The following is a 25,944-nucleotide window of genomic DNA, read 5'->3' as shown; positions in this document are numbered from 1 at the left end:
GCCATGACCGTCCTGACCACGACCGACAGCGCCGACAAGGCCCAGGAGCTGGCCCGTGGCGCGGTGGAGGCGCGGCTCGCCGCCTGCGCGCAGATCTCCGGCCCGGTCACCTCCGTGTACCACTGGAACAACGCCATCGAGACCAGCCAGGAGTGGCAGGTCCTCTTCAAGACGACGGAGGCCTGCTACGAGACGCTGGAGGCGTACCTCACCGCGAAGCACGACTACGACACGCCCGAGATCATCGCCACCCCGGTGGTACGGGGGAGCGCGGCGTACCTGGCGTGGCTCCAGCAGGAGACGTCGGCGCGATGAGGGAACTGCCGTTCTTCGTGTACGGGACGCTGCGGCCGGGCGAGTACAACCACGACCGGTTCCTCCGTGGCCGCACGGCGGCCGAGGAACCGGCCCTGCTGGCGGGTGCCCTGCTGTACGACGGGCCCGGCTACCCGTACGTGGTGCGGGGCGCGGGGCAGGTGGCGGGGGAGCTGATCAGCGCCGCGCCCGGGCGGTACGAGGAGCTCCTCGCCGTCCTGGACCTCCTGGAGGACGGCTACGACCGGGAGGTGTGCGAGGTGGTGCGCACCCGGGACGGGGCGGGCGTCCGGGCCTGGGTGTACGTCGCCACACCGGCCGTGCGGCTGGGGGAGCCGATAGCGGGCGGGGACTGGCTCAGCCGCCGGCCGCCTCGGGCCGCACGGCTTCCAGACGCACCGCGCACACCTTGAACTCGGGCATGCGGGAGGTCGGGTCGAGCGCCGGGTTGGTGAGCGTGTTCGCCCGGCCCTCCCCGGCCCAGTGGAACGGCATGAACACCGTGTCCGGCCGGATGCCCGTGGTGATCCGCGCGGGCGCCACCGCCCGCCCCCGACGCGAGACGACCGCCACCGGCTCGCCCTCGGCGACGCCCAGGCGGCCCGCCAGCCGGGGGTGCAGCTCCACGAACGGCCCGGGCGCGGCGGCGTTCAGCTCGTCGACGCGCCGGGTCTGGGCACCCGACTGGTACTGGGACACCACCCGCCCGGTGGTCAGCACCACCGGGTACGCGTCGTCCGTCTCCTCGCCCGCCGCCCGGTGCGTGACCGGCACGAACCGCGCCCGCCCGTCCGGGGTCGCGAACCGCTCCAGGAACAGCCGGGGCGTGCCGGGGTGCTCCGGCTCGGGGCACGGCCAGAACACGCCGTCCTCCTCCGCGATGCGCCGGTAGCTGATGCCCGCGTAGTCGGCGGGCCCGCCGGCCGAGGCGCGGCGCAGCTCGTCGAAGACCTCCTCGGGATCCGTGGGGAAGCCCTTCTCCCAGCCCAGCAGCGCGGCGAGCGCGTGCATCACCTCCAGGTCGCTCCGTACGCCCTCGGGCGGGTCGACGGCCCGGCGGCGCAGCAGGACGCGGCCTTCGAGGTTGGTGAGGGTGCCGGTCTCCTCCGCCCATTGGGTGACGGGCAGGACGACGTCGGCGAGCGCGGCGGTCTCCGACAGCACGACGTCCGCCACCGCCAGGAAGTCCAGGGACTCGATCCGCTCCTGGATGTGCGCGGCGCGGGGCGCCGACACGACCGGGTTGGACCCCATGAGCAGCAGCGCCTTGATGTCGGTGCCGAGTGCGTCGAGCAGTTCGTAGGCGCTGCGGCCGGGCCCGGGGAGCGAGTCGGGGTCGACACCCCAGACGCCGGCGACGTGGGCACGGGCGGCGGGGTCGTCGAGCTTGCGGTAGCCGGGTAGCTGGTCGGCCTTCTGCCCGTGCTCGCGCCCGCCCTGCCCGTTGCCCTGTCCGGTCAGGCAGCCGTACCCGGACAGGGGCCGGCCGGCGCGGCCGGTGGCCAGGCACAGGTTGATCCAGGCGCCGACGGTGTCGGTCCCCTTGGACTGCTGCTCGGGGCCGCGCGCGGTCAGCACCATCGACTCGGGCGCGTCGCAGAACATCGCCACGGCCTCCCGGAGCTGCGGGACGGGCACGCCGGTGATGCGCTCGACCTGTGCGGGCCAGTGGGACATGGCGGCGGCGCGGGCGTCGGCCCAGCCCGTCGTACGGCTCTCGATGAACTCCTCGTCCGTCCGCCCGTCGGCCACGACCAGGTGGAGCAGCCCGAGGGCGAGCGCCAGGTCGGTGCCGGGGCGGGGCGCGAGGTGGAGGTCGGCCTGCTCGGCGGTACGGGTGCGGCGCGGGTCGACGACGATGAGCTTGCCGCCGTTCTCCTTCAGCTCGGTGAGGTAGCGCAGCGCCGGGGGCATGGTCTCGGCCAGGTTCGACCCGACGAGGATCACGCAGCCGGTGCGCGGGATGTCCTCCAGCGGGAAGGGCAGCCCCCGGTCGAGCCCGAAGGCCCGCTGGTGGGCGGCGGCGGCGGACGACATGCAGAACCGGCCGTTGTAGTCGATCTGCGAGGTGCCGAGGACCAGCCGGGCGAACTTGCCGAGCGTGTACGCCTTCTCGTTGGTCAGCCCGCCGCCCCCGAAGACCCCGACGGCGTCGGCCCCGTGCCGCTCCCTGGTGCCGCGCAGCCCGTCGGCGACGGCACGCAGGGCCTCCTCCCAGGTGGCCGGTTCGAGCCTGCCTGTGGCGGGGCGTCGGACCAGGGGCCCCTCCAGCCTGACCCGGGAGGAGAGCACTGCGGGTGCGGTACGTCCCTTACCGCACAGGGCTCCCCGGTTGACGGGGAAGTCGGTGCGTTCCACCACCTCGACGCCGTCGCCGGCGGGCCGGAGGTTCATCCCGCACTGCAGGGCGCAGTACGGACAGTGCGTGGCGGTGGTGGCGGTGAGCATGCCCCTGAGCATGCGACGCGCGTGTTACGGCCACCGACACGGCGCATTACATGCCCGGTACGGCCGGCTCCGACGCCACCCGCGCCGCCGGTGAGGCAGGTCAGCGCTCCAGCGCCTCCGTCACGCCCGTCTCCTGGCGGCCCAGGAACGTCGGATCCGGCTTGAACGCCGCGTCCAGGGCCGCCTTGCCCGCCGCCACCAGTTCGCGCGCCCCGCCGTAGTACCAGACGGAGTCACGCGGTTCGTCGACCCCGACCCCGTACGCGTCGATGCCCGCCGCCTGACAGAGCGCGACCGCCCGGCGGATGTGGAAGCCCTGGGTGACCAGAACCGCCCGGTCCACGCCGAAGATCTTCTTGGCGCGGACGCACGAGTCCCAGGTGTCGAAGCCCGCGTAGTCGCTGACGATCCGCCCGTCCGGTACGCGCCGCTCCCTCAGGTAGCCGCGCATGGCGTCGGGCTCGTCGTACTCGACGCGGCCGTTGTCGCCGGTGACCAGGACGACCTTCACCTTGCCGTCCCGGTAGAGCGCGGCGGCGGTGTCGAGCCGGTGCGCCAGGTACGGGGTGGGGCGGCCCTTCCACAGGCCGGCCCCGAAGACGACGGCGACGTCCCGCGCGGGCACGTCCGCCGTCGTGCGCAGCCGGCTGTCCGCGACGGCGTGCATCCAGGTCGCGGGCGCGAGCGCCAGGACGCACGCGAGCATCGTGCCCTGTACCAGCCGCCGCTGCCCGCGCCGGCTCACCGGCCACGTCAGCCTCAACCGCACGGACCGAACCACCTGTCGCAGTCCCACACCCCCACCTCCGCCTCTTCCGACGCTCGAACGGCCGCTTCGGTTCAGTGCGGCACGTGTGATCTCGACGGTGGCCGGCCTCCGTACAGGAGCACGGCGAGCCCCGCCCCCAGAACCCCGCCGAGGAGCTGGGCGGCGATGAAGCCCGGCATCGAGGCGGGCGCGATACCCGTGAACGAGTCGGTGAGGGAGCGGCCGACCGTCGCGGCCGGGTTCGCGAACGAACCGGACGAGGTGAACCAGATCGCGGCGGCGATGTACGCGGCGACCGCCACCGGCGCGAGCTGGGCGCGCCCGATGCGGTCCAGGCCCTGGATGAGCAGCACCAGGCCGGCCGTGGCGACGGTCTCGCCCAGCAGCAGGTGGCCGTCGGACCGCACGTGCGTGGACCAACTGCCGGGCGCGCGGCCGAACATGGCGCCCGCGAGCAGGGCGCCCGCGATCGCCCCGGCGAGCTGCGCGGTGATGTAGAGGGCGACCTCCCGGGCGGTCAGCCCGTCGCGGGAGCTCCGGCCGGTCCACCAGACGCAGAGGGTGACGACCGGGTTGAGGTGAGCTCCGGAGACGGGGGTGAACAGGGCGATCAGCAGCCCGAGCCCGATCGCCGAGGCCAGGGAGTTGGCCAGGAGCTGTACTCCGACGTCCTGGCTGAGGCCGGTGGCCTGGATGCCCGAACCGATGATGACCGCCACGAGTGCCCCGCTGCCGACGAGTTCCGCGACAGCGCGGCGTGGCAGCGCCCTCTGCGTACCACCCATGAGACCCCCACTTCCTTTGTGCGGAAAATATATTCCGCGTTTCGAAAAGAAGGTAGCGGGTAAAAGAGATCGTTCGCTGCCCCGCGCCCTGGCACGATGTCCCGCGTGACCTCATCCGGCCCCTGGGCACGGGCAGCCGCCCGCAACAACGCCGAGTGGTGCGACGCCATGTGCCGCGCCCACGGCCTGGGTGCCGGCACCTTCGGCGACCACGCCTGGACCCACCCGCGCCGGACCCCGCCCTACTACCCGGACGCCGTCACCCTCCTACCCGGCACCCCTTCGCACGAGGTGCTGGACCGCGTCGACCGCAGGGCGCCCGGCTGCTCGGTCAAGGACAGCTTCGCCACCCTCGACCTCACCGGACACGGCTTCGAGCCGCTCTTCGAGGCCCGCTGGATCCACCGCCCCGCCGACGCGCCCGCCCCGTGGCCCGGGAACGGCGTCCCCGGGAACGCCGCCCCCGAGGACGCCGCACCCTGGGAGCCCGTCCGGACCGCCGCCGAACTCGCCGCCTGGGAAACCGCCTGGAGCGGCGGCGCACCCCAGGACCTCTTCCGACCCGCCCTGCTGGCCGACCCCGCGACCACCGTCCTCGCGGGCCGCGCGCCGGACGGCCGCATCGTCGCCGGAGCGGTCGTCAGCCACAGCACCGCCCCGGACGTCATCGGCGTCTCCAACCTCTTCCGCACCGAACCGGGCACCGACCCCTGGCCCGGTTGCCTCACCGCGATCGCCCGCCTCCACCCCGGCACCCCGGTCGTCGGTTACGAGCACGGCGACGACCTGACGGCCGCCCTGCGCCACGGCTTCACGGCCACCGGCACCCTCCGCGTCTGGGTCGCGACCGGCTGACCCGGACCCGACGCGGCACCCGCGCGCCCGGTGAGCCCGTGGAAAACACACGTCACCGCCACGCAACGCCCCGGCAACACCCGCCCGTCACCATCGATTCATGACGGAGCCGGCCAGTCCTCCCACGCCGTACCCCCTCCCGCCCCCGCCCTTCGACACCACCGCGCACCTGCTCACCCGCATCACCGCGCAGCTCGGCTCCCAGCTGACCCACCTCCACCTCAACGGAACGCGCAGGCCCATGAGCACACCCCACCTGCCCACCCTCGTCGCCGTCGCCCACGGCAGTCGCGACCCCCGCGCGCTGACCACCGTGAACGCCCTGCTCGACCGGGTCCGCGAACTACGGCCGGGCCTGCCCGTACGGCTCGGGCACATCGAGCTGAACGCCCCCCTGCTCGACCACACCCTCGCCGGCCTGGACGGCGACGCCGTCCTCGTACCCCTCCTCCTCAGCCGCGGCTACCACGTCAAGCACGACCTGCCCGGCGCCGCCGCCACCGCACCCCACCTGCGCGTGCGCGTCGCCGCCCCGCTCGGCCCCCACCCCCTGCTCGTCGAAGCGCTCCACGACCGGCTCACCGAAGCCGGCTGGCACACCTCCCGCGGTACCGGCGTCGTCCTCGCCGCCGCCGGATCCCGCGACCCCGAATCCGCCGCCGACACCCGCCACACCGCCCGGCTGCTCAGCGAGCGCCTCGGCGGCGTGCCCGTCCTCCCCGCGTACGCCTCCGCCGCCTCACCCACCGTCTCCGAAGCCGTCCACGCCCTCACCGCCCGCGGCCACCACCGCACAGCCGTGGCCTCCTACTTCACCGCCCCCGGCCTGTTCGCCACCCGCAGCGCGGCAGCCGCGCCCTGGATCGCCGCCGCCCCCCTCGGCCCGCACCCCGCGCTCGCCCGCCTCCTCCTCCACCGCTACGACCAGGCCCTCACCACAGCGCCGGTCCCGGCCGATTCCTCCCAACTGGTCTCCGCCTGACCGGTTCACCGTCAGTCCCTGCGGTTACCTTCAGTGCATGAACGGCATGGAAGGCATGAACGGCAAGGACGGCCGGTACGACAAGGACGACAAGGACGGCACGTACGACGAGAAGGCCACCGCGCGCTGGGCCCCCGAGCCCGACAAGCGACCCGGCCGCACCGCGTTCCAGCGGGACCGCGCACGCGTCCTGCACTCCGGCGCGCTGCGCCGCCTGGCCGGCAAGACCCAGGTCGTCACCCCGGGCTCCCGCAGCCACGCCTGGGACCCGAGCCCACGCACCCGGCTCACCCACTCCCTCGAGTGCGCCCAGGTCGGCCGCGAGCTCGGTGCCGCCCTCGGCTGCGACCCCGACCTCGTCGAGGCGGCCTGCCTCTCGCACGACATGGGCCACCCGCCCTTCGGGCACAACGGCGAACAGGCACTCAACGACTTCGCCAAGGACTGCGGCGGCTTCGAGGGCAACGCCCAGTCGCTGCGCCTGCTCACCCGCATCGAACCCAAGCGGTTCGTCCACATCGACGCGACCGACGAGGTCATCAGCGTCGGCCTCAACCTCACCCGCGCCACCCTCGACGCCGCCACCAAATACCCCTGGCCGCGCGGCGCCCACCCCACCGACCCCCACTCGCCCAAATTCGGGGTCTACGAGGACGACCTCCCGGTCTTCTCCTGGGTACGGGAGGGCGCCCCCGAGCACGGCCGCTGCTTCGAGGCCCAGGTCATGGACTGGTCCGACGACGTCGCCTACTCGGTGCACGACTTCGAGGACGGCCTGCACGCCGGGCACATCGACCCCAACCTCCTCGCCGCCGAACCCGAGCGCGCCGACATCTGGCGCGTCGCCATCGGGCGGTACGTCCCCGCCGGCACCGACCCGCAGGAGCTCGCCGACGCCCTCGACCGGCTCATGGAACAGGAGTGGTGGCCGCACGGCTACGACGGCACCGCCATCGCCCAGGCCCGCCTCAAGGACGCCACCAGCCAGCTCATCGGCCGCTTCTGCCTCGCCGCCGAGGCCGCCACCCGCCAGGCGTACGGCACGGGCCGCCTCACCCGGTACGCCGCCGAACTCGTCGTACCGCGCGAGGCGCGCCACGAGTGCGCGGTGCTCAAGGCGGTCGCCGACCGTTATGTGATGCAGCGCGCCGAGCAGGAGGCGCTCCGGGCCGACCAGCGCATCGTCCTCGCCGAGCTGGCCGAGGCGCTGACGGCCCGCGCGCCCGAGGGCCTCGACCCCCAGTTCCGCGCCCTGTTCGACACGGCACCCGACGACCGGGCCCGCAAGCGGGTGATCGTCGACCAGATCGCCTCGCTCACCGACGCCTCCGCCCGCACCCTGCACGCCCGCCTCACGAGCCGCCGCTGAAGGCGGCGCCCGCGTTCTCCGCCGTCCCCTTCCGACAACACGCTCCGTACGGGACGCTGCTGGGGGACGGCGGCGTAGCGTGACAATCCCGGAAACCACCAGGAGGCAACAAGTGGTCGACGCAGATCAGACCTTCGTCATCGTCGGCGGGGGACTGGCCGGGGCCAAGGCGGCGGAAACACTCCGCGCCGAGGGGTTCAACGGCCGCGTGATCCTCATCGGGGACGAGGTCGACCCGCCCTACGAACGCCCGCCCCTGTCGAAGGCCTACCTCGTGGGGAAGGAGCCGCGCGAGCGTGCCTTCGTCCACGAGTCCGCCTGGTACGCGGAGCACGACATCGAGCTCCACCTCGGCCAGCCCGTCACCGCCGTCGACCGATCCGCCAGGACGGTACGTCTCGGCGACGGCACCACCATCCGCTACGACAAGCTGCTGCTGGCCACCGGCTCCGAGCCGCGCCGCCTCGACATCCCCGGCACCGACCTCGCCGGCGTCCACCACCTGCGCCGCCTCGTCAACGCCGACCTGCTCCAGGGAACCCTCGCCTCCCTCGGCCGCGACAACGGCCACCTGGTCATCGCCGGAGCCGGCTGGATCGGCCTGGAGGTCGCCGCCGCCGCGCGTGGATACGGTGCCGAGGTCACCGTCGTCGAACCCGCCCCCACCCCGCTCCACCAGGTCATCGGCCCCGAGCTCGGCCAGCTCTTCACCGACCTGCACGCCGGGCACGGCGTCCGCTTCCGGTTCGGCACCCGCCTCACGGAGATCGTCGGCCAGGACGGCATGGTGCTGGCCGCCCGCACCGAGGACGGCGACGAGCACCCCGCCCACGCCGTGCTCGTCGCGGTCGGCGCCACCCCCTGCACCGCCCTCGCGGAGAACGCGGGCCTCGCCCTGGTCGACCGGGCCCACGGCGGCGGCATCGCCGTCGACGCGTCCCTGCGCACCTCCGACCCGGACATCTACGCGGCCGGGGACGTGGCCGCCGCCGAGCACCCCCTGCTCCACACCCGGCTGCGCGTCGAACACTGGGCCAACGCCCTCAACGGCGGCCCCGCCGCCGCGCGCGCCATGCTCGGCCGGGTCGTCACCTACGACCGGGTCCCCTACTTCTACTCCGACCAGTACGACCTCGGCATGGAGTACAGCGGCTGGGCGCCGCCGGGCACGTACGACCAGGTGGTGCTCCGCGGAGACGTGGGCAGGCGGGAGTTCATCGCCTTCTGGCTGAAGGACCGCCGCGTGCTGGCCGGGATGAACGTGAATGTGTGGGACGTCACATCCGGCATCCAGGGCCTCATCCGTTCCGGCGCGCCCGTGGACCCCGAGGCCCTCTCCGACCCCTCCACACCGCTCACCGCCGTCCTGCCCCGCCCGTAGGCCCCCGTTCCCCGCCGGGCGACCGCCGAAGCCCCCGTAAGATTTACGCGTGGCAGGCGGCAGGATCAACGACGACGACGTGAAGGCGGTACGGGACGCGGTCCCGATCGACGCCGTCGTATCGGAGTACCTCCAGCTGCGCAGCGCCGGCGGCGGCAACCTCAAGGGCCTGTGCCCCTTCCACGACGAGAAGTCCCCCTCCTTCCAGGTCAGCCCCAGCAAGGGTCTCTTCCACTGCTTCGGCTGCCAGGAGGGCGGGGACACCATCGCCTTCGTGATGAAGATCGACCACCTCTCCTTCTCGGAGACGGTCGAGCGCCTCGCCGCCAAGGCGGGCATCACCCTGCGGTACGAGGAGGGCGGGTACAACCCCGGCCACCAGCGGGGCGAGCGGATCCGGCTGATCGAGGCCCACAAGGCCGCCGCCCAGTTCTACGTCGACCAGCTGGACAGCGCCGAGGCCGAGATCGGGCGGAAGTTCCTCGCCGAACGGGGCTTCGACCAGGCCGCCGCCCAGCACTTCGGCGTGGGCTACAGCCCGGCCGGCTGGGACCACCTCACCCGCTACCTGCGCGGCAAGGGCTTCTCCGACAAGGAACTGCTCGTCTCGGGGCTCGCCCAGGAGAGCCGGCGCAACCCCATCGACCGCTTCCGGGGCCGCCTGATGTGGCCCATCCGGGACGTCGGCGGCGACGTCGTCGGCTTCGGCGCGCGCAAGCTCCGCGACGACGACAACGGCCCCAAGTACCTCAACACCCCCGAAACACCGATCTACAAGAAGTCCCAGGTGCTGTACGGCATCGACCTGGCCAAGAAGGACATCGCCAAGTCCAGCCGGGCCGTCGTCGTCGAGGGCTACACCGACGTCATGGCCTGCCACCTCGCCGGCGTCACCACCGCCATCGCCACCTGCGGCACCGCTTTCGGCGGCGACCACATCAAGATCCTCCGCCGGCTGCTGATGGACAACGGCTCCGCCCGCGTGATCTTCACGTTCGACGGTGACGCCGCCGGCCAGAAGGCCGCGCTGCGGGCCTTCGAGGACGACCAGAAGTTCGCCGCCGAGACGTACATCGCCATCGCGCCGGACGGTATGGACCCGTGCGAGCTGCGCCTCGCCAAGGGCGACGAGGCGGTCGCCGACCTCGTCGAGCCCCGCACCCCGCTCTTCGAGTTCGCGCTGCGCCAGATCGTGAACCGGTACGACCTGGAAACCCCGGCCGGCCGCGCCGCCGCCCTCGACGAGGCCGCGCCGATCGTCGCCCGCATCAAGAACATCGCCTCGCAGCACGAGGTCGCCGTCCAGCTCGCGGGCATGCTCGGCATCCTCGACACCCAGTTCGTCGTCAAGCGCGTCGCCCAGTTCGCCCGCTGGGCCAGGGACCGCGGCGGCCGGGGCCCCGCGCCCGCCTCCGCCCGCCCCACGCCGGCCGCGTCCCCCGCGATGCGGGCCCCCCTTCCCTCGGGCCCCGCGCTGAACCTGCGCAGCCCGGCCCACCGCACCGAACGCGAACTGCTCAAGCTCGCCCTCCAGTACCCGGCCCTGGTCTCCCCTGCCTTCGACGCGTACGGCGCCGACGAGTTCACCGCCCCGCCCTACGCCGCCGTACGCCAGACCATCGCGGACGCGGGCGGCGCCGAACAGGGCATCAGCGACGCCGCCGCGTACCTGGCACGCGTCCGGGACGCCGCCCCCGACGACACGGTCCGCGCGCTGGTCACCGAGCTGGCCGTGGAAGTCATCCACGGACGCACCATCGACGAGACCTACGCCGGCGACCAGCTCGTCCAGGTCCGCCTCCGCGCGGTCGACCGCCGCATCCGCGACGTCCAGGGCTCCCTCGCCCGCCTCGGCGCCCACGCCGACCCGGACCGGTTCGCGGCCGTCCAGAACGAGCTGTGGGTCCTGGAGCAGTACGCCCGCTCCCTCCGCAACCACGGCGCCGCCGCCCTGTAACCCCCGGGGCCGGGCACCCGCCCTCACCGCGCCCCGTCACCGATCGGTAGCAAAAAGTGGTCGCACGCCCCTACTGGCGGTGATGTGTCGTACCCCACACTGGGTGCGGTGCCTGAGTCCTCGGAGCGCGGCCGGTCCACCGACAGTGGGCCTCTCACCCCCGCGGATCCGCTCATCGAGTACGGGACGGAGAACAGCGGCCCGGCCGCCGCCGTCCCGCTGCCGCACGCCCCCGAACCGGCAGCGATCACCCTGGAGGTCGCCCTCGTGCAGACCCAGACCCTGACCGACATCGACCCGGCCACGGCCACGGCCGTCGCCGTCCCCGTCCAGGGCATTCCGCCGCACCACCCGGAAACCCTGCCCGACGCCGTACCGGAGCCGGACGAACCCGAGCAGGCGCCTCCGGGCCGGAGCCGCGCAGTCGCCGAAGCCACCGGCAGCGGCCCCTCCTCCGACCTCTTCCGCCAGTACCTCCGCGAAATCGGCCGCATACCGCTCCTCACCGCCGCCGAGGAGGTCGAACTGGCCCGCCGCGTCGAAGCCGGCCTGTTCGCCGAGGAGAAGCTCGCGAACACCCCCGACCTCGACTCCCAACTGGCCCTGGATCTCGACCGGCTGGTCGTCATGGGCCGCATGGCCAAGCGCCGCCTCATAGAGGCGAACCTGCGCCTCGTCGTCTCCGTCGCCAAACGGTACGTCGGCCGCGGACTGACCATGCTCGACCTCGTCCAGGAGGGCAACCTGGGCCTGATCAGGGCGGTCGAGAAGTTCGACTACGCGCGCGGCTACAAGTTCTCCACGTACGCCACCTGGTGGATCCGCCAGGCCATGTCCCGCGCCCTCGCCGACCAGGCCCGCACCATCCGCGTCCCGGTCCACGTCGTCGAGCTGATCAACCGGGTCGTACGGGTCCAGCGCCGCATGCTCCAGGAACGCGGCTGTGAGCCCACCCACGACGAGGTCGCCGCCCACCTGGACCTGGCGCCCGAGCGGGTCGGCGAGGTGCTGCGCCTGGCGCAGGAGCCGGTCTCCCTGCACGCCCCGGTGGGCGAGGAGGACGACGTCGCCCTGGGCGACCTCATCGAGGACGGCGACGCCGCGTCCCCCGTCGAATCCGCCGCGTTCCTCCTCCTGCGCGAGCACCTGGAGGCGGTCCTGTCCACGCTCGGGGAACGCGAACGCAAGGTCGTCCAGCTCCGTTACGGCCTGGTCGACGGCCGGCCCCGCACCCTGGAGGAGATCGGTCGGATCTTCGGCGTGACGCGCGAACGCATCCGCCAGATCGAGTCCAAGACCCTCAACAAGCTGCGGGACCACGCCTTCGCGGACCAGCTGCGCGGCTACCTGGACTGAGCCGTCACGAGTCGCCCGCGGCGTCCCTCTTAGGGCGCTGCGCCGCGTCGATGCCGGCGCCGAGCCCGGCACCGATGGCCATGCCCAGACCGATGCCCATGCCCACGTTGCCGGAGAGCTGACCGAGGCTGATGCCCAGGGCCAGCCCGATCGGCATCCACAGCGCGACGGCGGGCACCGCCGGGCGCCCGCCCGGTTCCACCGCGCCCGTGTCCTTCTCCGCCATTTCGTCCTCCCCGTTCCGTTCCGTCAGTCGACCTCCGCCACCGCCTGCGCGAACTGCGCCGCGTACAGACGGGCGTAGGCCCCCTCCGCCGCCAGCAGCTCCTCGTGGGAGCCCTGTTCGACGATCGCCCCATTCTCCATCACCAAGATCACATCCGCGTCTCGGATCGTCGACAGCCGGTGCGCGATGACGAAGCTCGTCCGCCCGTGCGCCAGCCGCGCCATCGCCTTCTGGATGAGCACCTCGGTACGGGTGTCGACGGAACTCGTCGCCTCGTCCAGCACCAGGATCACCGGGTCCGACAGGAACGCCCGCGCGATGGTGATCAGCTGCTTCTCACCCGCGCTGACACCCGCGCCCTCGTCGTCGATGACGGTGTCGTACCCGTCCGGCAGCGTACGGACGAACCGGTCGGCGTGCGCCGCCCGCGCCGCCTCCTCGATCTCCTCCCGCGAGACGTCACGCGAGGCGCCGTACGCGATGTTGTCGGCGATCGTGCCGCCGAACAGCCAGGTGTCCTGGAGCACCATGCCGATCCGGGACCGCAGCTCGTCCCGCGTCATCTCCGTCACGTCGACCCCGTCCAGCAGGATCCGCCCGCCGGTCACCTCGTAGAACCGCATCAGCAGATTGACGAGGGTGGTCTTGCCGGCGCCCGTCGGGCCGACGATCGCGACCGTCTGCCCCGGCTCCACCGACAGGGACAGGTCCTCGATGAGCGGCCGGTCCGGGTCGTAGCGGAACGACACCTTCTCCAGCGTCACCCGCCCCTCCGACCGCGCGGGGAGCCCGGCGGTTCCGGCGGTGTCCGGCTCCTGCTCCTCCGCGTCCAGCAGCTCGAAGATCCGCTCCGCCGACGCGACCCCCGACTGCACCAGGTTCGCCATCGACGCCACCTGCGTCAGCGGCATCGAGAACTGCCGCGAGTACTGGACGAACGCCTGTACGTCACCGATGGACAGCGTCCCGGACGCCACCCGCAGCCCGCCCACCACCGCCACCAGCACATAGTTCAGGTTGGAGATGAAGAACATCAGCGGCTGCATGACCCCGCTGTTGAACTGGGCCCTGAACCCGGCCTCGTACAGCGCCTCGTTCTGCTCGCGGAAGTCGGCCGCCGCCTCGTCCTGCCGCCCGAAGACCTTCACCAGCGCGTGCCCGGTGTACATCTCCTCGACATGGGCGTTCAGCCGCCCCGTCGACTTCCACTGCTGCACGAAGTGCGGCTGCGACCGCTTGCCGACTCTGGTCGCCACCACCACCGACAGCGGCACCGTCACCAGCGCGACGAGCGCCAGCAGCGGAGAGATCCAGAACATCATCACCAGCACCCCGACGATGGTCAGCGCCGAGTTGATCAGCTGCCCCATCGTCTGCTGCATGGTCTGCGAGATGTTGTCGATGTCGTTCGTCGCCCGGCTGAGCACCTCACCGCGCTTGGCCCGGTCGAAGTACGCCAGCGGCAGCCGCTCCAGCTTCGCCTGCACGTCCTCCCGCAGCCGGTACACCGTCCGGTTGATCACCCGGATCGACATGCGCGTCGACACCAGCATCAACAGCCCGGCCGCCAGGTACACGACCAGGACGATCAGGAGTACGCCGCCGACCGCGTCGAAGTCGATGCCGTGCCCCGGGACGAAGTCCACCCCCGACAGCATGTCCGCGAGCCCGTCGTCCCCGTCCGCCCGCAGCCCCGCCACGGCCTGCTCCTTGGTGAGCCCGTCCGGCATCCCGCGCCCGACCACCCCCGCGAAGATCAGGTCGGTCGCCCGGCCCAGGATCATCGGCCCCACCACCGACAGCGCCACGCTCAGCACACCGGCCGCCAGCATCAGCCACAGGGTGGCCTTCTCCGGCCGCAACTGCCGCAGCAGCCGCCTGCCCGACCCCTTGAAGTCCATCGACCGCTGGTCGGGACCCCCCGACGCCGCCATCATCCGTCCCGCCGGCCCCGCCATCAGGCAGCCTCCGCCTCGGTCAGCTGGGAGAGCACGATCTCCCGGTACGTCTCATTGCCCGCCATCAGCTCGTGATGACGCCCCGTCCCCACGACCCGACCCTCGTCCAGGACCACGATCCGGTCGGCGTCCCGGATCGTCGACACCCGCTGGGCGACGATCACCACGGTCGCCTCGGCGGTCTCCGCCGCCAGCGCGGTCCGCAGCAGGGCGTCCGTCGTGTAGTCCAGCGCAGAGAAGGAGTCGTCGAACAGGTAGATCTCCGGCCGCTGCACCAGCGTCCGCGCGATCGCCAGGCGCTGCCGCTGCCCACCCGACACGTTCGTCCCGCCCTGGGAGACCGGCGCGTCCAGGCCGCCCTCCATGTCCCGTACGAAGTCGGCGGCCTGCGCCACCTCCAGCGCGTGCCACAACTCCTCGTCGCTCGCGTCGGGATTGCCGTACCGCAGGTTCGTCGCCACCGTCCCCGAGAACAGGTACGGCTTCTGCGGCACCAGGCCGACCGTCCTCGCCATCACCACCGGGTCCAGCTCACGCACGTCCACGCCGTCGACCAGCACCTCGCCACCCGTGGCGTCGAACAGCCGTGGCACCAGGCCCAGCAGCGTCGACTTGCCGCTGCCCGTCGAACCGATGATCGCCGTCGTCTCACCCGGCCGTGCCACCAGATCGACCCCCCGCAGCACCGGCTCCTCCGCACCCGGATAGCGGAAGTCCGCCCCCCGCACCTCCAGGTGCCCGTGCCGCAACAGCTCCCGCACCGGGGCCACCGGCGGGATCACGCTCGACTCCGTACGCAGCACTTCCTCGATGCGCTCGGCGCACACCTCGGCGCGCGGCACCATCATGAACATGAACGTCGCCATCATCACGGCCATGACGATCTGCATCAGATAGGCCAGGAACGCCGTCAGCGCGCCGATCTCCATCCCGCCGCTGTCGATCCGGTGCGCGCCGAACCAGACCACGGCGACGCTGGAGACGTTCACCACCGTCATCACCGTCGGGAACATCAGAGCCATCAGCCGGCCGGTCGACATCGACACGTCGGTCAGATCGGCGTTGGCCCGCTCGAACCGCTCACGCTCGTAGGCGTCCTTCACGAAGGCCCGGATCACCCGGTTGCCCGTGATCTGCTCGCGCAGCACCCGGTTCACCGTGTCCAGCCGCTCCTGCATGGTGCGGAACAGCGGCCTCATCCTCTTCACGATCAAGGAGACGGCGACGGCCAGCACCGGCACCACCGCGAGCAGCACACCGGACAGCGGCACGTCCTGCCCGAGCGCCATGACGATGCCGCCGACACACATGATCGGCGCCGACACCATCAGCGTGAACGCCATCAGCACCAGCATCTGCACCTGCTGGACGTCATTGGTCGTCCGCGTGATCAGCGACGGCGCACCGAAATGCCCCACCTCACGCGCCGAGAACGACTGCACCCGGTCGAAGATCGCCGCCCGCACGTCCCGCCCGAGCGCCGCCGCGGTACGCGCCCCGTAGTGGACCGCGCCGATGTTGCAGACGACCTGCACCACCGACACCGCGATCATCAGCGCGCCGAACGTCAGGATGTAACCGGCGTCACCCCGCACGACACCGTTGTCGATGATGTCCGCGTTGAGCGCGGGCAGGTACAGGGTGGCGCACGTCTGCAGAAGCTGAAGCGCGACCAGCAGGGCTATGGGCCGTCTGTACGGCTCGAGATGGATCCGGAGAAGTTGTCTGAGCACGGTTCAACTATCGCCGGACCCGCTCCCCGTGACGACTCGGTTTTCCCGGTCTTTTGCCGCACGCCCCTACGAGGAGAAGGCTCCGGGGTGAAGCTGCTCACGGGTCGCGCCGTACTGCTGCCGCACCGCCTGCCCCACCGCCAGTTCCTCACCCGGCTCGAAAACCTGGGCGGCGGCACCCTGCCAGGCCGGCGGCGCCTGCGGCGACAGCACCCCCTGCGAGACCCCCAGCGCCCACGCCGCCTGCCGCGCCGCACCCAGCGCCGCGTAATCGGCCGGCTGGGGTACGACCACCTGCGCCCCGAAGATCGCCGGCGCCGCCGCCTGCACCGCGGGCAGCTCGGCCGCCGCCCCCAGCAGGAACACCCGGCGCACCTCCACGCCCCGCCCGCGCAGCACGTCCATCGCGTCCGCCAGCGAGCACAGCATGCCCTCGAACGCCGCCCGAGCCAGGTGCTCCGGCTTCATCGACTCGCGCCTCAGCCCGCTGAGCGTCCCGGCCGTGTGCGGGAGCTGCGGGGTGCGCTCACCCTCCAGGTACGGCAGCAGAACCAGCCCCGAGGCGCCCGGCGTCGACTTCAGCGCCAGCGCCGACAGCTCCTCCAGCCCGCCCAGGCCCAGCATCTCCGCGGTCCCGCGCAACGCCCGTACCGCGTTCGACGTGTGCACGACCGGCAGGTGCATCCCCGCCGCGTCCGCGAACGCCGTGATCATCCCGCGCGGATCGGCCAGCGCCTCGTGGTGCACCGCCATCACCGACCCCGACGCCCCGAGCGACACGACGGCGTCACCGCGCCCGAGCCCCAGCCCGAGCGCCGCCGCCATGGTCTCGCCGGTACCGGCCGAGATCAGCAGCCCCTCCGGCGTCATCCCGGCCGCCTCGGCGGGACCCAGCACCTCCGGCAGCGCGGCCTGGTGCCCCAGCGCCAGCTCCACCAGATCCGGCCGGTACGAACCCGTACCCGCCGACCAGTACCCGGTGCCCGACGCGGCGCCCCGGTCCGTCGTCCTGCGCACCGGCCGGCCCAGGAGCTGCCACACCAGCCAGTCGTGCGGCTGGAGCACCATCGCCACGCGCGCCGCGGCCTCCGGCTCCGTACGCGCCAGCCACCGCAGCTTGGCCACCGGCTGCGCCGACTGCGGCACACAGCCCACGGCCTCCGCCCACGCCTGACGCCCCCCGAACGCCTCGACGAGGTCAGCCGCCGCCACCTGGGCCCGCTTGTCGTTGCCGACCAGAGCGGGCCGCACCAGTGAACCCTGCCGGTCCAGCGGCACCAGCCCGTGCTGCTGCGCGGAGACCCCGATGGCCTGGACACCTTCGAGCAACCCGCCCGACGCGGCCTCGCCCAACGACAGCAGCCACGCCTGCGGGTCCACCTCGGTGGCCTTCGGCTCGACGGGGTGCGGCGCGTAGCCCTGCCGCAGCACCGCACCCGTTTCCGTGTCACAGACGACGATGCGCGTGAAACCCGACGAACTGTCCAACCCGGCGACTATCCCCATGGGGATAGATTCTGCCGCACCCTAGGTGTTACTGGTCCCCCACTCGTCCTGGCCATTGCCCTGGCTGCGCTCCCGCAGCGAGCGCACCCGCTCGGCCACCGACTCGGGCATCCGGTCGCCGACCTTGTCGCTCACCGTGTGCAGCGCCTTGCCGGCCACCTCCCGCCCGGTCTGCGCGGCCGATTCGGCGGCGTTGCGCACGGCCGGGTTGTGGGAGAACTCCCGCGCCGACTTCCGCAACTGTTCATAGCGCTCCCGGCCTGCCCGGGTGCCGAGGACGTAACCGAGGGCCACTCCAACGACGAACGTGAGCTTGTACCGCATGGCTGCCACCCTTCCGTAGGCGTCGGTGCTGGCCGCCTACCCGTCAGGGCCGGAGATCACCCCGGAGAACCGATTGGCGGAGCACCCCCCTGCTTGCGCTAATGTATGTGTCGCAGCGAGCGAGCGCCGCCCGGGACGCCCCAGGTAGGTACGTTCGGTGCAACGCAGCAATCCCCTGTAGCTCAATTGGCAGAGCAGCCGGCTGTTAACCGGCAGGTTACTGGTTCGAGTCCAGTCGGGGGAGCGCGATCCCCTGTAGCTCAATTGGCAGAGCATTCGGCTGTTAACCGGAGGGTTGCTGGTTCGAGTCCAGCCGGGGGAGCGATGACGGGAGAGGGTCCTCAGGGATCCTCTCCCGACTTTTTTGCCCCGGTTCGTCCCCGCAGGGAACCATCCCGGGCGCAGAGCAGTCCTCATGGTCGTGCGTTGCCGACCATCCGGAGCAGGAGATCGTATGAGCGGCTATGCTGCGGCAGACGGCGCGCACAAATGTGCGCGACGCGCCGTAAGGGGCGGTAGCTCAGCCGGTTAGAGCAGCGGACTCATAATCCGTCGGCCGTGGGTTCGAGTCCCACCCGCCCCACCACGCGGTGCCCTGACCTGCGGAAACGTTTCTTCCCGGGTCAGGGTCGCGAAAGCTACTGCAACGGAGTGAATCCGCTGCTCAGGACCTTGGTGCCTGGCGTGTCCTCGGCGTCGACATGGCTCCTGACCTGCGGAGAAGCGCCGGAGCAGAGTGCAGCGGGGCTGCAGAGGTCTTCCCGCGTTCTCGTTGGGGACGCTGTGGAGACACGAGGAAACCTTGGGCGGCCAGCGGAGATCCGGCCGCTCCGAAGCGGCCCGATCTGGAAGCTCCGTGCTCCGCACAGGTCCTTGGTGGAACGGGGTCGGACAGGGCGTAAGCCTTGGGACAGAGCCATCTGTGACATGAGCCATGATCGGCACCAGGCCAGGCCTACGTCCGTGCCGCTGAGGCGGGGCGTGGGCGCTGCTGCGAAGTATCGGTTGGTCTCGTCGACCGGCTCCTGGCCATGCTCGCCAGCCTCCGACACCGTGCCATTCACGATGCTGGTTCGAGGCGGACCGCTCCACTGTCACCCGCGCCATCGGCGAGGTGCGGCCCCTGCGGCTCGCGAGCGATGCTGCACCGTCAGCCCCGGCGTGCAGCGCGGACGCCTCTGGCCGGCAGCTCCGCAGAATCGGTCCAAGCGGGCACACCATGTCCGCCAGGGCCGTATCGGTCCGGAGAAAGCGATGCACGCCGCTACCGGCAGCCTTTCGGCTGCCGGTAGCGGCGTGGTCGATCCGGGTATTAGTTGTAGGGCTTGAAGAAGCGGGTGGACGCGTAGACCCACTGGTCTGCGGTGTAGATCCAGCTGGCGATGGCGCCGTTGAACTTGGCGTCTTCCCGAGCGGTCCAGGTCCACATCTTTACGGCGCCGTCGGGCTGGTGGTACATGGCGCCGATGTCGTCGCGGCCGTCGCCGTTGTAGTCCCCGATGACGAGCTGACTGCGTTTGATGTCCCAGTTGCCCGCATCGCTGGCAAGGGAGACGAAGGCAGAGCCGAAGCTGTTGTCGGGCTCGGACTCGGCGATGAAAGTGGAGACCTTGTCGCTGCCGTCGGCATAGTCGTACCAGATCATGGCGTCGTCACGTCCATCGCCGTTGAAGTCGCCGGCGTGCGCGGTGGAGCGGTCCCAGTCGAGGGAGCCGCTGGACCACCACGATGTCGGCTGGGCGAAGCCGCCCGTGACAGTGGCGAGGAAGGTGTGGTTGCGCACCGTGTCGTCGCCCTGGCCGTAGAAGACGCCGATGTCGTCGCGGCCGTCGCCGTTGAAATCACCCGTGACGAACTTGCAGCGGCTGCGCAGCCAGGTACCGGAGGGTGCCGACCACGAGTCGACGGGCTTGTTGAAGCCTCCCTTGACCGTCGCGGTGTAGGTGAACAGCTTGGTCGTGCCGTCGGGGTAGGCGTACCAGACGGCGATGTCGTCGCGGCCGTCGCCGTTGAAGTCGCCGGCCTGAGGAGTCATGTAGCTGGCGTGCATCACGCCCTTGGGGACGGACCAGGACACGAACGGCGCGTTGAAGCCACCGTCGGCCTTGCCGAGTGCGGTCCACAGCTTGATGCTGGTGTCGCTGTACGGGGTGAGAGCGGCCATGTCGCCGCGGCCGTCGCCATTGAAGTCGCCGGTGACGAACTTCATGTACTTGGCTTCCCACGTGCCAGCAGCGGCGGCGTACGACTTGTACGGAAGCTGGAAGGAACCGTCGGAATTGGCCATCACCGTGTACGTGGCGTCCGTTCCGGCGGTGAAGTCGTACCACAGGCCCATGTCGCTGCGGCCGTCACCGTTGTGGTCGTGCCGGACCGCGGTGCCCGAGCTCCACTGGCTCTGGCCCTTGACGCTGTAGACGACAAGGTTGCCGCGGTCCTGCAGCAGGGCGTGACCACCCGGCGCCGCGGTCTTCGACTCCCACAATTTCGTGCTGCTGTCGGCCGCGTAGACCACGAGGTTGCCGTCGGCCTGCATGACCGCCTTGGCCCCGGCGTTGCCCGCGGTCTTCGTGGACCACAGGGTCTTGTCGGCATTGGAGGTGATGACGAGGTTGCCGTCGGTCCCCATCCTCAGGGTGGCCGAGCGGGAGGTGTAGGACTGGCCGCCGGTAAGGGTTGTGCCGGACGGGATACGGGTGCCTCCGGTGATGCCGTCGATGACCAAAGAAGCACCGAAAGAGACGTTGTCCGTACCGGGAGTCTTGCCCGGCCAGGCAAGCATCGTGTTGTCGGCCTTGCGTGCCCACAGGTCGGGCAGAACGTCGCCGGTGATGTCACCGGCGGACCCGAGGGTCGGGTACGCGGTGGCGGGGTAGCCGGTGCCGATCTTCACTCGCCCGGCCGTGTTGCCCCAGGTGGTGGGATCGAGGACGCCACCGGGCCCCTTCTTCCCGTAACTGCGCCAGATGGTGCCCGTGGCGTCCTCGCGCAACCACAGGTCGGCGACTCCGTCGGCGTTGATGTCGCCGGGTGCCACGATGGTGAACTTGTCCCAGTCGCCCTGACCCACGAGGACGGGCGGCTTGTTGCCCGCGACGTCGAGGTCGTAGCCGGCACGGTTGCCGTGGTAGGCCCAGAGCTGCTTGCCCTGCTTGACCAGAAGGTCGGGCTGGTCGTCGCCGTTGATGTCACCCGCGCCGATGACCTGCTCGGCGTTGTGCCAGTGGTCGTCCCCGGTCCATTCGTCGTTGCCGAAGCAGCCGATCTCGGGGTCGTTCCGGGGGCAGCTGACGGTGAGCTCGGTCGAGCCGTCGGCGATGACGCCACTGCCGTTGTTCTGGTACGACCAGAGCTTCTTCCTCATGTCGATGGGGTCGTACTCCAGGGCGACGAGGTCGTTCGCCCCGTCCTGGCCCCAGTCGCCGGCGAAGGTGACTTGCCTGCCTTCGAAGGACGCGCCGCCGCCGTTGGTGGCGGCCGAGAAGGTGCCGTTGCCCTGGCCGGCGTAGGTCAGCAGAGTTCCGTTGGAGTCAACGCTCCAGATGTCGCGGTGCGTGTCGCCATTGAGGTCGTGCGGGCTGTCACGGACGAAGGCGCGGGCCGCGTAGTAGATGTACGTGGCCGTGTCGGACCGGTTGCCCGCCTGGTCCACGCTGAACGCGTAGACGAAGTGCGGTCCGTAGCCGGGCGGTGTGATGGGTACCGAATCACCCGGCATCGCCGACTTCACGTCAGGGTCATGATCTGTGTAGTAGCCGTACTCGACGACTCCCTCGGCTCCGTTCGGCGCGAAGGAGAACATGCCGGTCTGGCGGGCCTTGCCTGTGCCTACGGGCCAGCCCTTGTCTCCGGGCGGGAACACATTGCCGTCCGAAGTGATCAACGGCGCCGCACTGGGACGGGCCCGGTCGACGGAGAACTTGCACGTGGCGGACCAGCCCGAGTAGGCGTTGTCCTGGTCCTTGGCGCGCACACGCCACGTGTAGTCGCCTCCGGACAGGTACGAGTCGGGCACCGGATAGGTGGTGACCTGGCCCCTGTTTGCGGGCATGGTCTGCTTCACGACCGGGGTGGTGGTACCCGCTTTGAAGATCTCGAACTCGGCCGTGAGGTTTCCACCGTCTCGATCGTCGATCTTCGCGTAGACGCTGACCCTCGTGTTCCCGAGTCGCCCGCCGTTCGCACAAGACGTCTTGGGATGGGTCCCCAGATTCGTCGGCTTCTTCGGCGGGTGGTTGTAGACCGTCTCCAGCACCGCGGTCTTCGCGTCGAACTTCTTCCAGCCGAATGTGTCGCCCTCATCGGACGCGTAGAGCCCGAAATTGACACTCGCCCACCTTTTGGACGCTGCCTCGCGGATCTTGGCCGTCGCGTCGAACTCGAGGTTGCCAGCGGCGCAGTCCTTGCTCCAGCCCTTCGAATCATTCACAGTCGCCAGCGGCGAAGAGCCGATCTTGGTCGGCTGGTTGTTCCAGGTGGTCCTCGACGAGATCGGGCCGACGTGCCACAGTTGCACCGGTCGATCCTGGCAGGACCACGACCAGGTGTTCTTCACTCGGAAGGTGGACGACTTGACGGTCGCGCCCCTGATGTTCGCGGTGTCGAGCTGGAAGAACGACCGGGAGATCCGGTCGGATCCGCCGGATTCGGCCTCATAGCCGACGCGTACCACTTCCTTGGTGTTCCAAAAGGAGGTGTTCGGGAAGTGTTTGTAGACCCGCGTCCAGTTCTGTCGCTTGCCCCAGGCCCACGAAGGATCGATGTAGACCGGGTACGTGGTTTCCGCGCCGGTCAGCAGGGCCTGGTCAGGCTTGATCTCCAGGGTGTCACCGGAGACGGTGGTCGGCATCTGGGCGTCCTGTGCGCCCGGGGCCGGCTCGAAGGCGTCGGCTGGAACGGATCCGGTGGTAGTCGCCGTAGAGGCGGTGGTGGCGCTCCGTATCTGCGGCGATGTCCCGCCGGAGGTAGCCGTGGAGGAGTCCCACATGAGGGGGGACGGACTGGTGAACACGGTCTCCCCCGCCGGGTTCACCGCAGTGACACTGCCAGTCGTCGCGTCTGTGGACACACTCAACCCGACAGTGTCCAACTTGTACTTCAGGGAGGCCAGTTCGGGGTTCTTCGCCGCTTCCGCCGTCTTTACGACCAACAGCTGGGAAAAGCCCTCCACCTCGGCCTTCAACTGCAAGTCAACACCTGGCAGCACCTCGCTGTAGGTAGCCACGTTGTCGATGAGCGTCGGCTTGGGGAGCGGCTTGGGCCAGGTGAGAGTCAGCGTACGGCCGTCCTTGACCCCCGAGAGCAGGGGTTTGCTTCCACCGCCGGAAAACGACACCGCCACCGTGGAAGCCTTCGGCACGACGCTGCCGTCGGCAGCGAAGGCAAGGGTCGGGTCGGTCGGGATCCAGGCTCCGTCCCGCAGCATCCGCACCGGGGTGCCATGTCGCTTGACCGACCAAGTGCCGTCGGGCAACGCCCATGCGTCCGACGACTCGGTCCGCGCTGAGGTCAGCTCAAACGGCTGGCCGGTAGCCTTGGCTTGCCGAAGGGCGTGGTCCTCTTCGCTCAGGGAGCCCTCCGCGACGGGGTCGACTGCCGTGGTGGCAGCGGCTGCCGCTGGGGTATGTGGAAGAAGAACGAGGCCAGTCGCCGAAATTGCACTCACCAAGGCAAGTGAAATTCCACCTATTAGGCGCCCACCCAATCTGCCGGATCCGGGTCTCTCCTGTGTCATATAAACCTCTCAAAATCGGATAAGCGCCGCGACTCTACCGGCAGTCGGAACCCTGCACCATGCCTCACTTGCGCCTTCGAGTGAAGCTGGACCTTCGATCCGATTGGCGAGCCGAGACCGCCTTTGCGTTGTTCCTTGCTGGAATCGCTTCATCGACCCTTGAAGAGCCCCCGCCGCCGGTTCTCCAGACGGGGCAGGGCGTGAAGCGACTTTCACACTGAGCGACTAATCCGGGGCTTCGGCTCCCAAGCGCGGCGCCGAGGTGCCTCGCTCTCGACCGGTCGCCGTCGAGCAATACGCGTGGGGCGAGTACGGGGGGCTCGACCAGGGGCCGGCCAGGTCATCCTTTCACCAGGTAATAGGTGTCCCTCACGTCCGGGTCTGAGCTCAGGAAAAACAGCGTCAAGCGGCCGGTCTTGTCCTTGGTGACGCCGAGGTCCGAGGACGCTGCGTTCGGCGGCGGCGCCGTACGCGTCGCCGCCTCGCTCGGGACCGGAGATGTGGGTGAAGCCGGGGCAGGGGACAGCAACGGGGAAGCCGATGCCTTCCGTGGCTTCACGTCGAGGCTGACCACAAAGCCTTCGCCCAACGTGTTCCCGCCCTTGTACTGCCCCGGGCCGGACAGCGACCACGTCCCGGTGCCCGTCATGCGCCAGCCGTCGTCGAACCGGAACTCCTGGCCGTCCAGGTCAGTCACTTCGGCGACGCCGTCCTCGCGCAAGGTCAGCGAACTTCCCGCCCAGCCCTTCCAAGTGCCGTGCAGATCCGCCGCCGTCGCCTTGGCCGGCGGAGGCGGTGGTGCTGTACGACTGTCGACGCACGCGGATGTGCCGGTGAGGACCGCGGCAGCGCATGCCACGGCGACCACGGCGCGTCGGAACGGGGTGGGCATACTCAACCTCTCTGGCAGGCCAAGCCGAGCGGGTGGGGGATTCGTCGACTCCGAAGTGGACCTGGCCCTTAGCCCTGCGTGTGTACAAGGCGTCCTTGCGCAGGCCGTAGTCGATGCGCTTCAGGTATCCGCCCCGGTCGTACGGGGTGACCGTGGCCCTACCCGTCGTCGAGACGTTGCGGCCGTAGTTGTTCACGGCAACAGACCCTCGGCACCCGCCTTGCGAGCGGCCTCACGGTTGGCGACCGCCACCTTGAGCTTGGACGGTGTGGTACTCACGGCCGGGGCAGCACCCTTCGCCCGGCCGGTTCCCTGGCGTGCACCCTTCGCGGCCGGGACCGCACAGACCGACACGGGTGGCGAACCTGCATGCCCGCCCCTGCCGAGCGACACCTCAGCCGTCGCCGCTCTCGCCGCGGGCCGGCTCACCTTCGGCGCCTTCTTCCGCCACGAGTTGACGGCGGCCGCGTCAGGCAGCTTCACGCCCCCCACAGCAGCCTTCTCCACCGGAACTGCCTTCGGCTGCTTCACCTTTGGAAGCCTCACCGAATCACCCGGCCCTGCGGCGGCGGCTACACCCGGCATCACCCCCGCCAGAACCGCGCTGACCACGAGCGTCGGCAGGCCGCGCGTGCTGAAACGTCTCACCCTTTGCCCCCCATGAAACAGCGCATTCTGAAAAAACGTGAGCAGAGTAACAGTACGCGCGCCGAACACAATCGGAGTTCTCTATTCCGAACGGGTCGGAAGTGACACCCTAACAGAAAACGAATTCAAACGTCCTCTGCCGGAGTAATCGGATATGACGTCCGAGACCACCCCAAACGCTCAAGTGAGACGTGGTGTGCATAAGCAATTTCGGTCTCGTCTCATGCATTTCTTGGCCGGCCCCGCAGCTGAGACAATGCCTCCATGAGCAGATACGTCGAAGTCATCGTGCTGGCGCGGCACGCCGAAGAGGTCATGGAGCCGCTGACCCGGCCGGACAAGAACCGTGAGTGGCACCAGTGCTTCACGCGTGTCGGTGACCATATGTTCGCGGGAGCGAGCACGCCTTCGGAGGAGTGCTACACCTGGGTGATCCAGTTCACACGCCTCAACTGGCGAGGACTGCTGCCGCACTTGGAATCGCTGCCGTGGCCCGACCCGCACTCGGTCCAGGTTCTGGTGCGGGACGAGGACGACGACTGTTTCGGGCTGTGGATGATGTACGACGGTTCGCTCACCGAGGTCCCGTTGCCCCGCACAGAGCGGGAACCGTACGAGAACAGCATCACCGGATATCTTCGCCGGACCGACAGACCGGACAGCTGAAAGGAGGGGGTACCCGCACGTCCGTACGACGTGCGGGCAC

Annotated in this window: 20 protein-coding genes and 3 tRNA genes; 12 read left to right on the top strand and 11 right to left on the bottom strand. The window is 70.3% G+C overall.

The genetic code is table 11. The features are described 5' to 3' along the window. Positions 1-3 precede the first annotated feature (3 nt). Both cutA and ACZ6C1_RS35305 read left to right on the top strand, forming a co-directional pair. Complete coding sequence (cutA, locus tag ACZ6C1_RS35310) at positions 4-315, top strand: divalent-cation tolerance protein CutA (RefSeq protein WP_469246930.1); 312 nt, start codon at positions 4-6, stop codon at positions 313-315. Beyond that, complete coding sequence (locus ACZ6C1_RS35305; protein ID WP_469246920.1) at positions 312-728, top strand: gamma-glutamylcyclotransferase family protein; 417 nt, start codon at positions 312-314, stop codon at positions 726-728. The genes cutA and ACZ6C1_RS35305 overlap by 4 nt, the downstream gene beginning before the upstream one ends. Here the strand turns inward: ACZ6C1_RS35305 and ACZ6C1_RS35300 are convergent. From ACZ6C1_RS35300 to ACZ6C1_RS35290, 3 genes are all read right to left on the bottom strand, one after another. Continuing rightward, a complete protein-coding gene (locus ACZ6C1_RS35300) occupies positions 673-2,763 on the bottom strand; it encodes a molybdopterin oxidoreductase family protein (protein WP_469246919.1) in 2,091 nt (696 codons plus the stop codon). The two genes, ACZ6C1_RS35305 and ACZ6C1_RS35300, sit on opposite strands and share 56 nt — an antisense overlap. A 100-nt stretch (positions 2,764-2,863) precedes the next feature. Next, on the bottom strand, positions 2,864-3,559 hold the full coding sequence (locus ACZ6C1_RS35295) for a SanA/YdcF family protein (protein ID WP_469246918.1): 696 nt from the start codon (positions 3,557-3,559) through the stop codon (positions 2,864-2,866). Positions 3,560-3,603: 44 nt separating this feature from the next. Next, positions 3,604-4,317, bottom strand: a complete 714-nt coding sequence (locus ACZ6C1_RS35290) for an aquaporin (RefSeq protein ID WP_469246917.1) — start codon at positions 4,315-4,317, stop codon at positions 3,604-3,606. A 168-nt stretch (positions 4,318-4,485) separates the two neighbouring features. On the opposite strand from ACZ6C1_RS35290, the gene ACZ6C1_RS35285 reads away from it, so the two are divergent. The 6 genes from ACZ6C1_RS35285 (at position 4,486) to ACZ6C1_RS35260 (ending at position 12,217) form a co-directional block, all read left to right on the top strand. Continuing rightward, positions 4,486-5,172: a hypothetical protein gene (locus ACZ6C1_RS35285; RefSeq protein ID WP_469246929.1), complete on the top strand. Its 687-nt coding sequence runs from the start codon at positions 4,486-4,488 to the stop codon at positions 5,170-5,172. A gap of 100 nt (positions 5,173-5,272) precedes the next feature. Continuing rightward, the gene (locus tag ACZ6C1_RS35280; protein ID WP_469246916.1) at positions 5,273-6,154 is read left to right on the top strand and encodes a sirohydrochlorin chelatase; all 882 of its coding nucleotides are present in this window, start codon (positions 5,273-5,275) and stop codon (positions 6,152-6,154) included. Positions 6,155-6,200: 46 nt separating this feature from the next. Further along, positions 6,201-7,523: a deoxyguanosinetriphosphate triphosphohydrolase gene (locus ACZ6C1_RS35275; protein WP_469246928.1), complete on the top strand. Its 1,323-nt coding sequence runs from the start codon at positions 6,201-6,203 to the stop codon at positions 7,521-7,523. 112 nt (positions 7,524-7,635) lie between these two features. Continuing rightward, positions 7,636-8,904: an NAD(P)/FAD-dependent oxidoreductase gene (locus ACZ6C1_RS35270; RefSeq protein WP_469246915.1), complete on the top strand. Its 1,269-nt coding sequence runs from the start codon at positions 7,636-7,638 to the stop codon at positions 8,902-8,904. A gap of 49 nt (positions 8,905-8,953) precedes the next feature. Beyond that, a complete protein-coding gene (gene dnaG, locus ACZ6C1_RS35265) occupies positions 8,954-10,861 on the top strand; it encodes a DNA primase (RefSeq protein WP_469246914.1) in 1,908 nt (635 codons plus the stop codon). A gap of 108 nt (positions 10,862-10,969) precedes the next feature. Then, positions 10,970-12,217, top strand: a complete 1,248-nt coding sequence (locus ACZ6C1_RS35260; protein WP_469246913.1) for an RNA polymerase sigma factor — start codon at positions 10,970-10,972, stop codon at positions 12,215-12,217. A 4-nt stretch (positions 12,218-12,221) separates the two neighbouring features. Here ACZ6C1_RS35260 and ACZ6C1_RS35255 read toward each other — a convergent pair whose 3' ends face one another. From ACZ6C1_RS35255 to ACZ6C1_RS35235, 5 genes are all read right to left on the bottom strand, one after another. Then, on the bottom strand, positions 12,222-12,443 hold the full coding sequence (locus tag ACZ6C1_RS35255; RefSeq protein ID WP_469246912.1) for a hypothetical protein: 222 nt from the start codon (positions 12,441-12,443) through the stop codon (positions 12,222-12,224). A 23-nt stretch (positions 12,444-12,466) separates the two neighbouring features. After that, complete coding sequence (locus ACZ6C1_RS35250; protein ID WP_469246911.1) at positions 12,467-14,401, bottom strand: ABC transporter ATP-binding protein; 1,935 nt, start codon at positions 14,399-14,401, stop codon at positions 12,467-12,469. Further along, a complete protein-coding gene (locus ACZ6C1_RS35245; protein ID WP_469246910.1) occupies positions 14,401-16,134 on the bottom strand; it encodes an ABC transporter ATP-binding protein in 1,734 nt (577 codons plus the stop codon). Before ACZ6C1_RS35245 ends, ACZ6C1_RS35250 begins: the two co-directional genes overlap by 1 nt. A gap of 66 nt (positions 16,135-16,200) precedes the next feature. Continuing rightward, positions 16,201-17,640, bottom strand: coding sequence for an FGGY family carbohydrate kinase (locus tag ACZ6C1_RS35240; protein ID WP_469246909.1), 1,440 nt, complete (start codon positions 17,638-17,640; stop codon positions 16,201-16,203). A 21-nt stretch (positions 17,641-17,661) separates the two neighbouring features. Then, a complete protein-coding gene (locus tag ACZ6C1_RS35235) occupies positions 17,662-17,964 on the bottom strand; it encodes a YtxH domain-containing protein (protein WP_469246908.1) in 303 nt (100 codons plus the stop codon). Between the two features lie 171 nt (positions 17,965-18,135). Between ACZ6C1_RS35235 and ACZ6C1_RS35230 the strand changes: the two genes are divergently transcribed. The 3 genes from ACZ6C1_RS35230 (at position 18,136) to ACZ6C1_RS35220 (ending at position 18,550) form a co-directional block, all read left to right on the top strand. Then, a tRNA-Asn gene (locus tag ACZ6C1_RS35230) sits at positions 18,136-18,208 on the top strand. 5 nt (positions 18,209-18,213) lie between these two features. Then, positions 18,214-18,286, top strand: a tRNA-Asn gene (locus tag ACZ6C1_RS35225). Positions 18,287-18,473: 187 nt separating this feature from the next. Beyond that, positions 18,474-18,550: transfer RNA gene (locus ACZ6C1_RS35220), tRNA-Ile, on the top strand. Positions 18,551-19,276: 726 nt separating this feature from the next. Here the strand turns inward: ACZ6C1_RS35220 and ACZ6C1_RS35215 are convergent. From ACZ6C1_RS35215 to ACZ6C1_RS35205, 3 genes are all read right to left on the bottom strand, one after another. Continuing rightward, positions 19,277-23,698, bottom strand: coding sequence for an FG-GAP-like repeat-containing protein (locus ACZ6C1_RS35215; RefSeq protein ID WP_469246907.1), 4,422 nt, complete (start codon positions 23,696-23,698; stop codon positions 19,277-19,279). A 340-nt stretch (positions 23,699-24,038) separates the two neighbouring features. Further along, a complete protein-coding gene (locus tag ACZ6C1_RS35210) occupies positions 24,039-24,590 on the bottom strand; it encodes a hypothetical protein (protein WP_469246906.1) in 552 nt (183 codons plus the stop codon). 192 nt (positions 24,591-24,782) lie between these two features. Then, complete coding sequence (locus ACZ6C1_RS35205) at positions 24,783-25,238, bottom strand: hypothetical protein (RefSeq protein ID WP_469246905.1); 456 nt, start codon at positions 25,236-25,238, stop codon at positions 24,783-24,785. A 264-nt stretch (positions 25,239-25,502) separates the two neighbouring features. Here ACZ6C1_RS35205 and ACZ6C1_RS35200 point away from each other — a divergent pair, with 264 nt between their 5' ends. Beyond that, positions 25,503-25,904 (top strand): hypothetical protein, encoded by a 402-nt coding sequence (locus ACZ6C1_RS35200; RefSeq protein WP_469246904.1) that lies wholly within the window; start codon positions 25,503-25,505, stop codon positions 25,902-25,904. Positions 25,905-25,944 lie beyond the last annotated feature (40 nt).

The sequence above is a fragment of the Streptomyces sp. NPDC041796 genome (assembly GCF_055590785.1).
This window is presented reverse-complemented; position numbering and strand designations above follow the sequence as displayed.

What these genes read in the sequence shown, in the direction of transcription:
- ACZ6C1_RS35305 (WP_469246920.1), top strand. Translation starts at nt 312, where the DNA reads ATGAGGGAACTGCCGTTCTTCGTGTACGGGACGCTGCGGCCGGGCGAG.
- cutA (WP_469246930.1), top strand. Translation starts at nt 4, where the DNA reads ATGACCGTCCTGACCACGACCGACAGCGCCGACAAGGCCCAGGAGCTG.
- ACZ6C1_RS35210 (WP_469246906.1), bottom strand. Translation starts at nt 24,590, where the DNA reads ATGCCCACCCCGTTCCGACGCGCCGTGGTCGCCGTGGCATGCGCTGCC.
- ACZ6C1_RS35240 (WP_469246909.1), bottom strand. Translation starts at nt 17,640, where the DNA reads ATGGGGATAGTCGCCGGGTTGGACAGTTCGTCGGGTTTCACGCGCATC.
- ACZ6C1_RS35255 (WP_469246912.1), bottom strand. Translation starts at nt 12,443, where the DNA reads ATGGCGGAGAAGGACACGGGCGCGGTGGAACCGGGCGGGCGCCCGGCG.
- ACZ6C1_RS35290 (WP_469246917.1), bottom strand. Translation starts at nt 4,317, where the DNA reads ATGGGTGGTACGCAGAGGGCGCTGCCACGCCGCGCTGTCGCGGAACTC.
- ACZ6C1_RS35280 (WP_469246916.1), top strand. Translation starts at nt 5,273, where the DNA reads ATGACGGAGCCGGCCAGTCCTCCCACGCCGTACCCCCTCCCGCCCCCG.
- ACZ6C1_RS35285 (WP_469246929.1), top strand. Translation starts at nt 4,486, where the DNA reads ATGTGCCGCGCCCACGGCCTGGGTGCCGGCACCTTCGGCGACCACGCC.
- ACZ6C1_RS35250 (WP_469246911.1), bottom strand. Translation starts at nt 14,401, where the DNA reads ATGGCGGGGCCGGCGGGACGGATGATGGCGGCGTCGGGGGGTCCCGAC.
- ACZ6C1_RS35200 (WP_469246904.1), top strand. Translation starts at nt 25,503, where the DNA reads ATGAGCAGATACGTCGAAGTCATCGTGCTGGCGCGGCACGCCGAAGAG.
- ACZ6C1_RS35235 (WP_469246908.1), bottom strand. Translation starts at nt 17,964, where the DNA reads ATGCGGTACAAGCTCACGTTCGTCGTTGGAGTGGCCCTCGGTTACGTC.
- ACZ6C1_RS35215 (WP_469246907.1), bottom strand. Translation starts at nt 23,698, where the DNA reads ATGACACAGGAGAGACCCGGATCCGGCAGATTGGGTGGGCGCCTAATA.
- ACZ6C1_RS35300 (WP_469246919.1), bottom strand. Translation starts at nt 2,763, where the DNA reads ATGCTCACCGCCACCACCGCCACGCACTGTCCGTACTGCGCCCTGCAG.
- ACZ6C1_RS35275 (WP_469246928.1), top strand. Translation starts at nt 6,201, where the DNA reads ATGGAAGGCATGAACGGCAAGGACGGCCGGTACGACAAGGACGACAAG.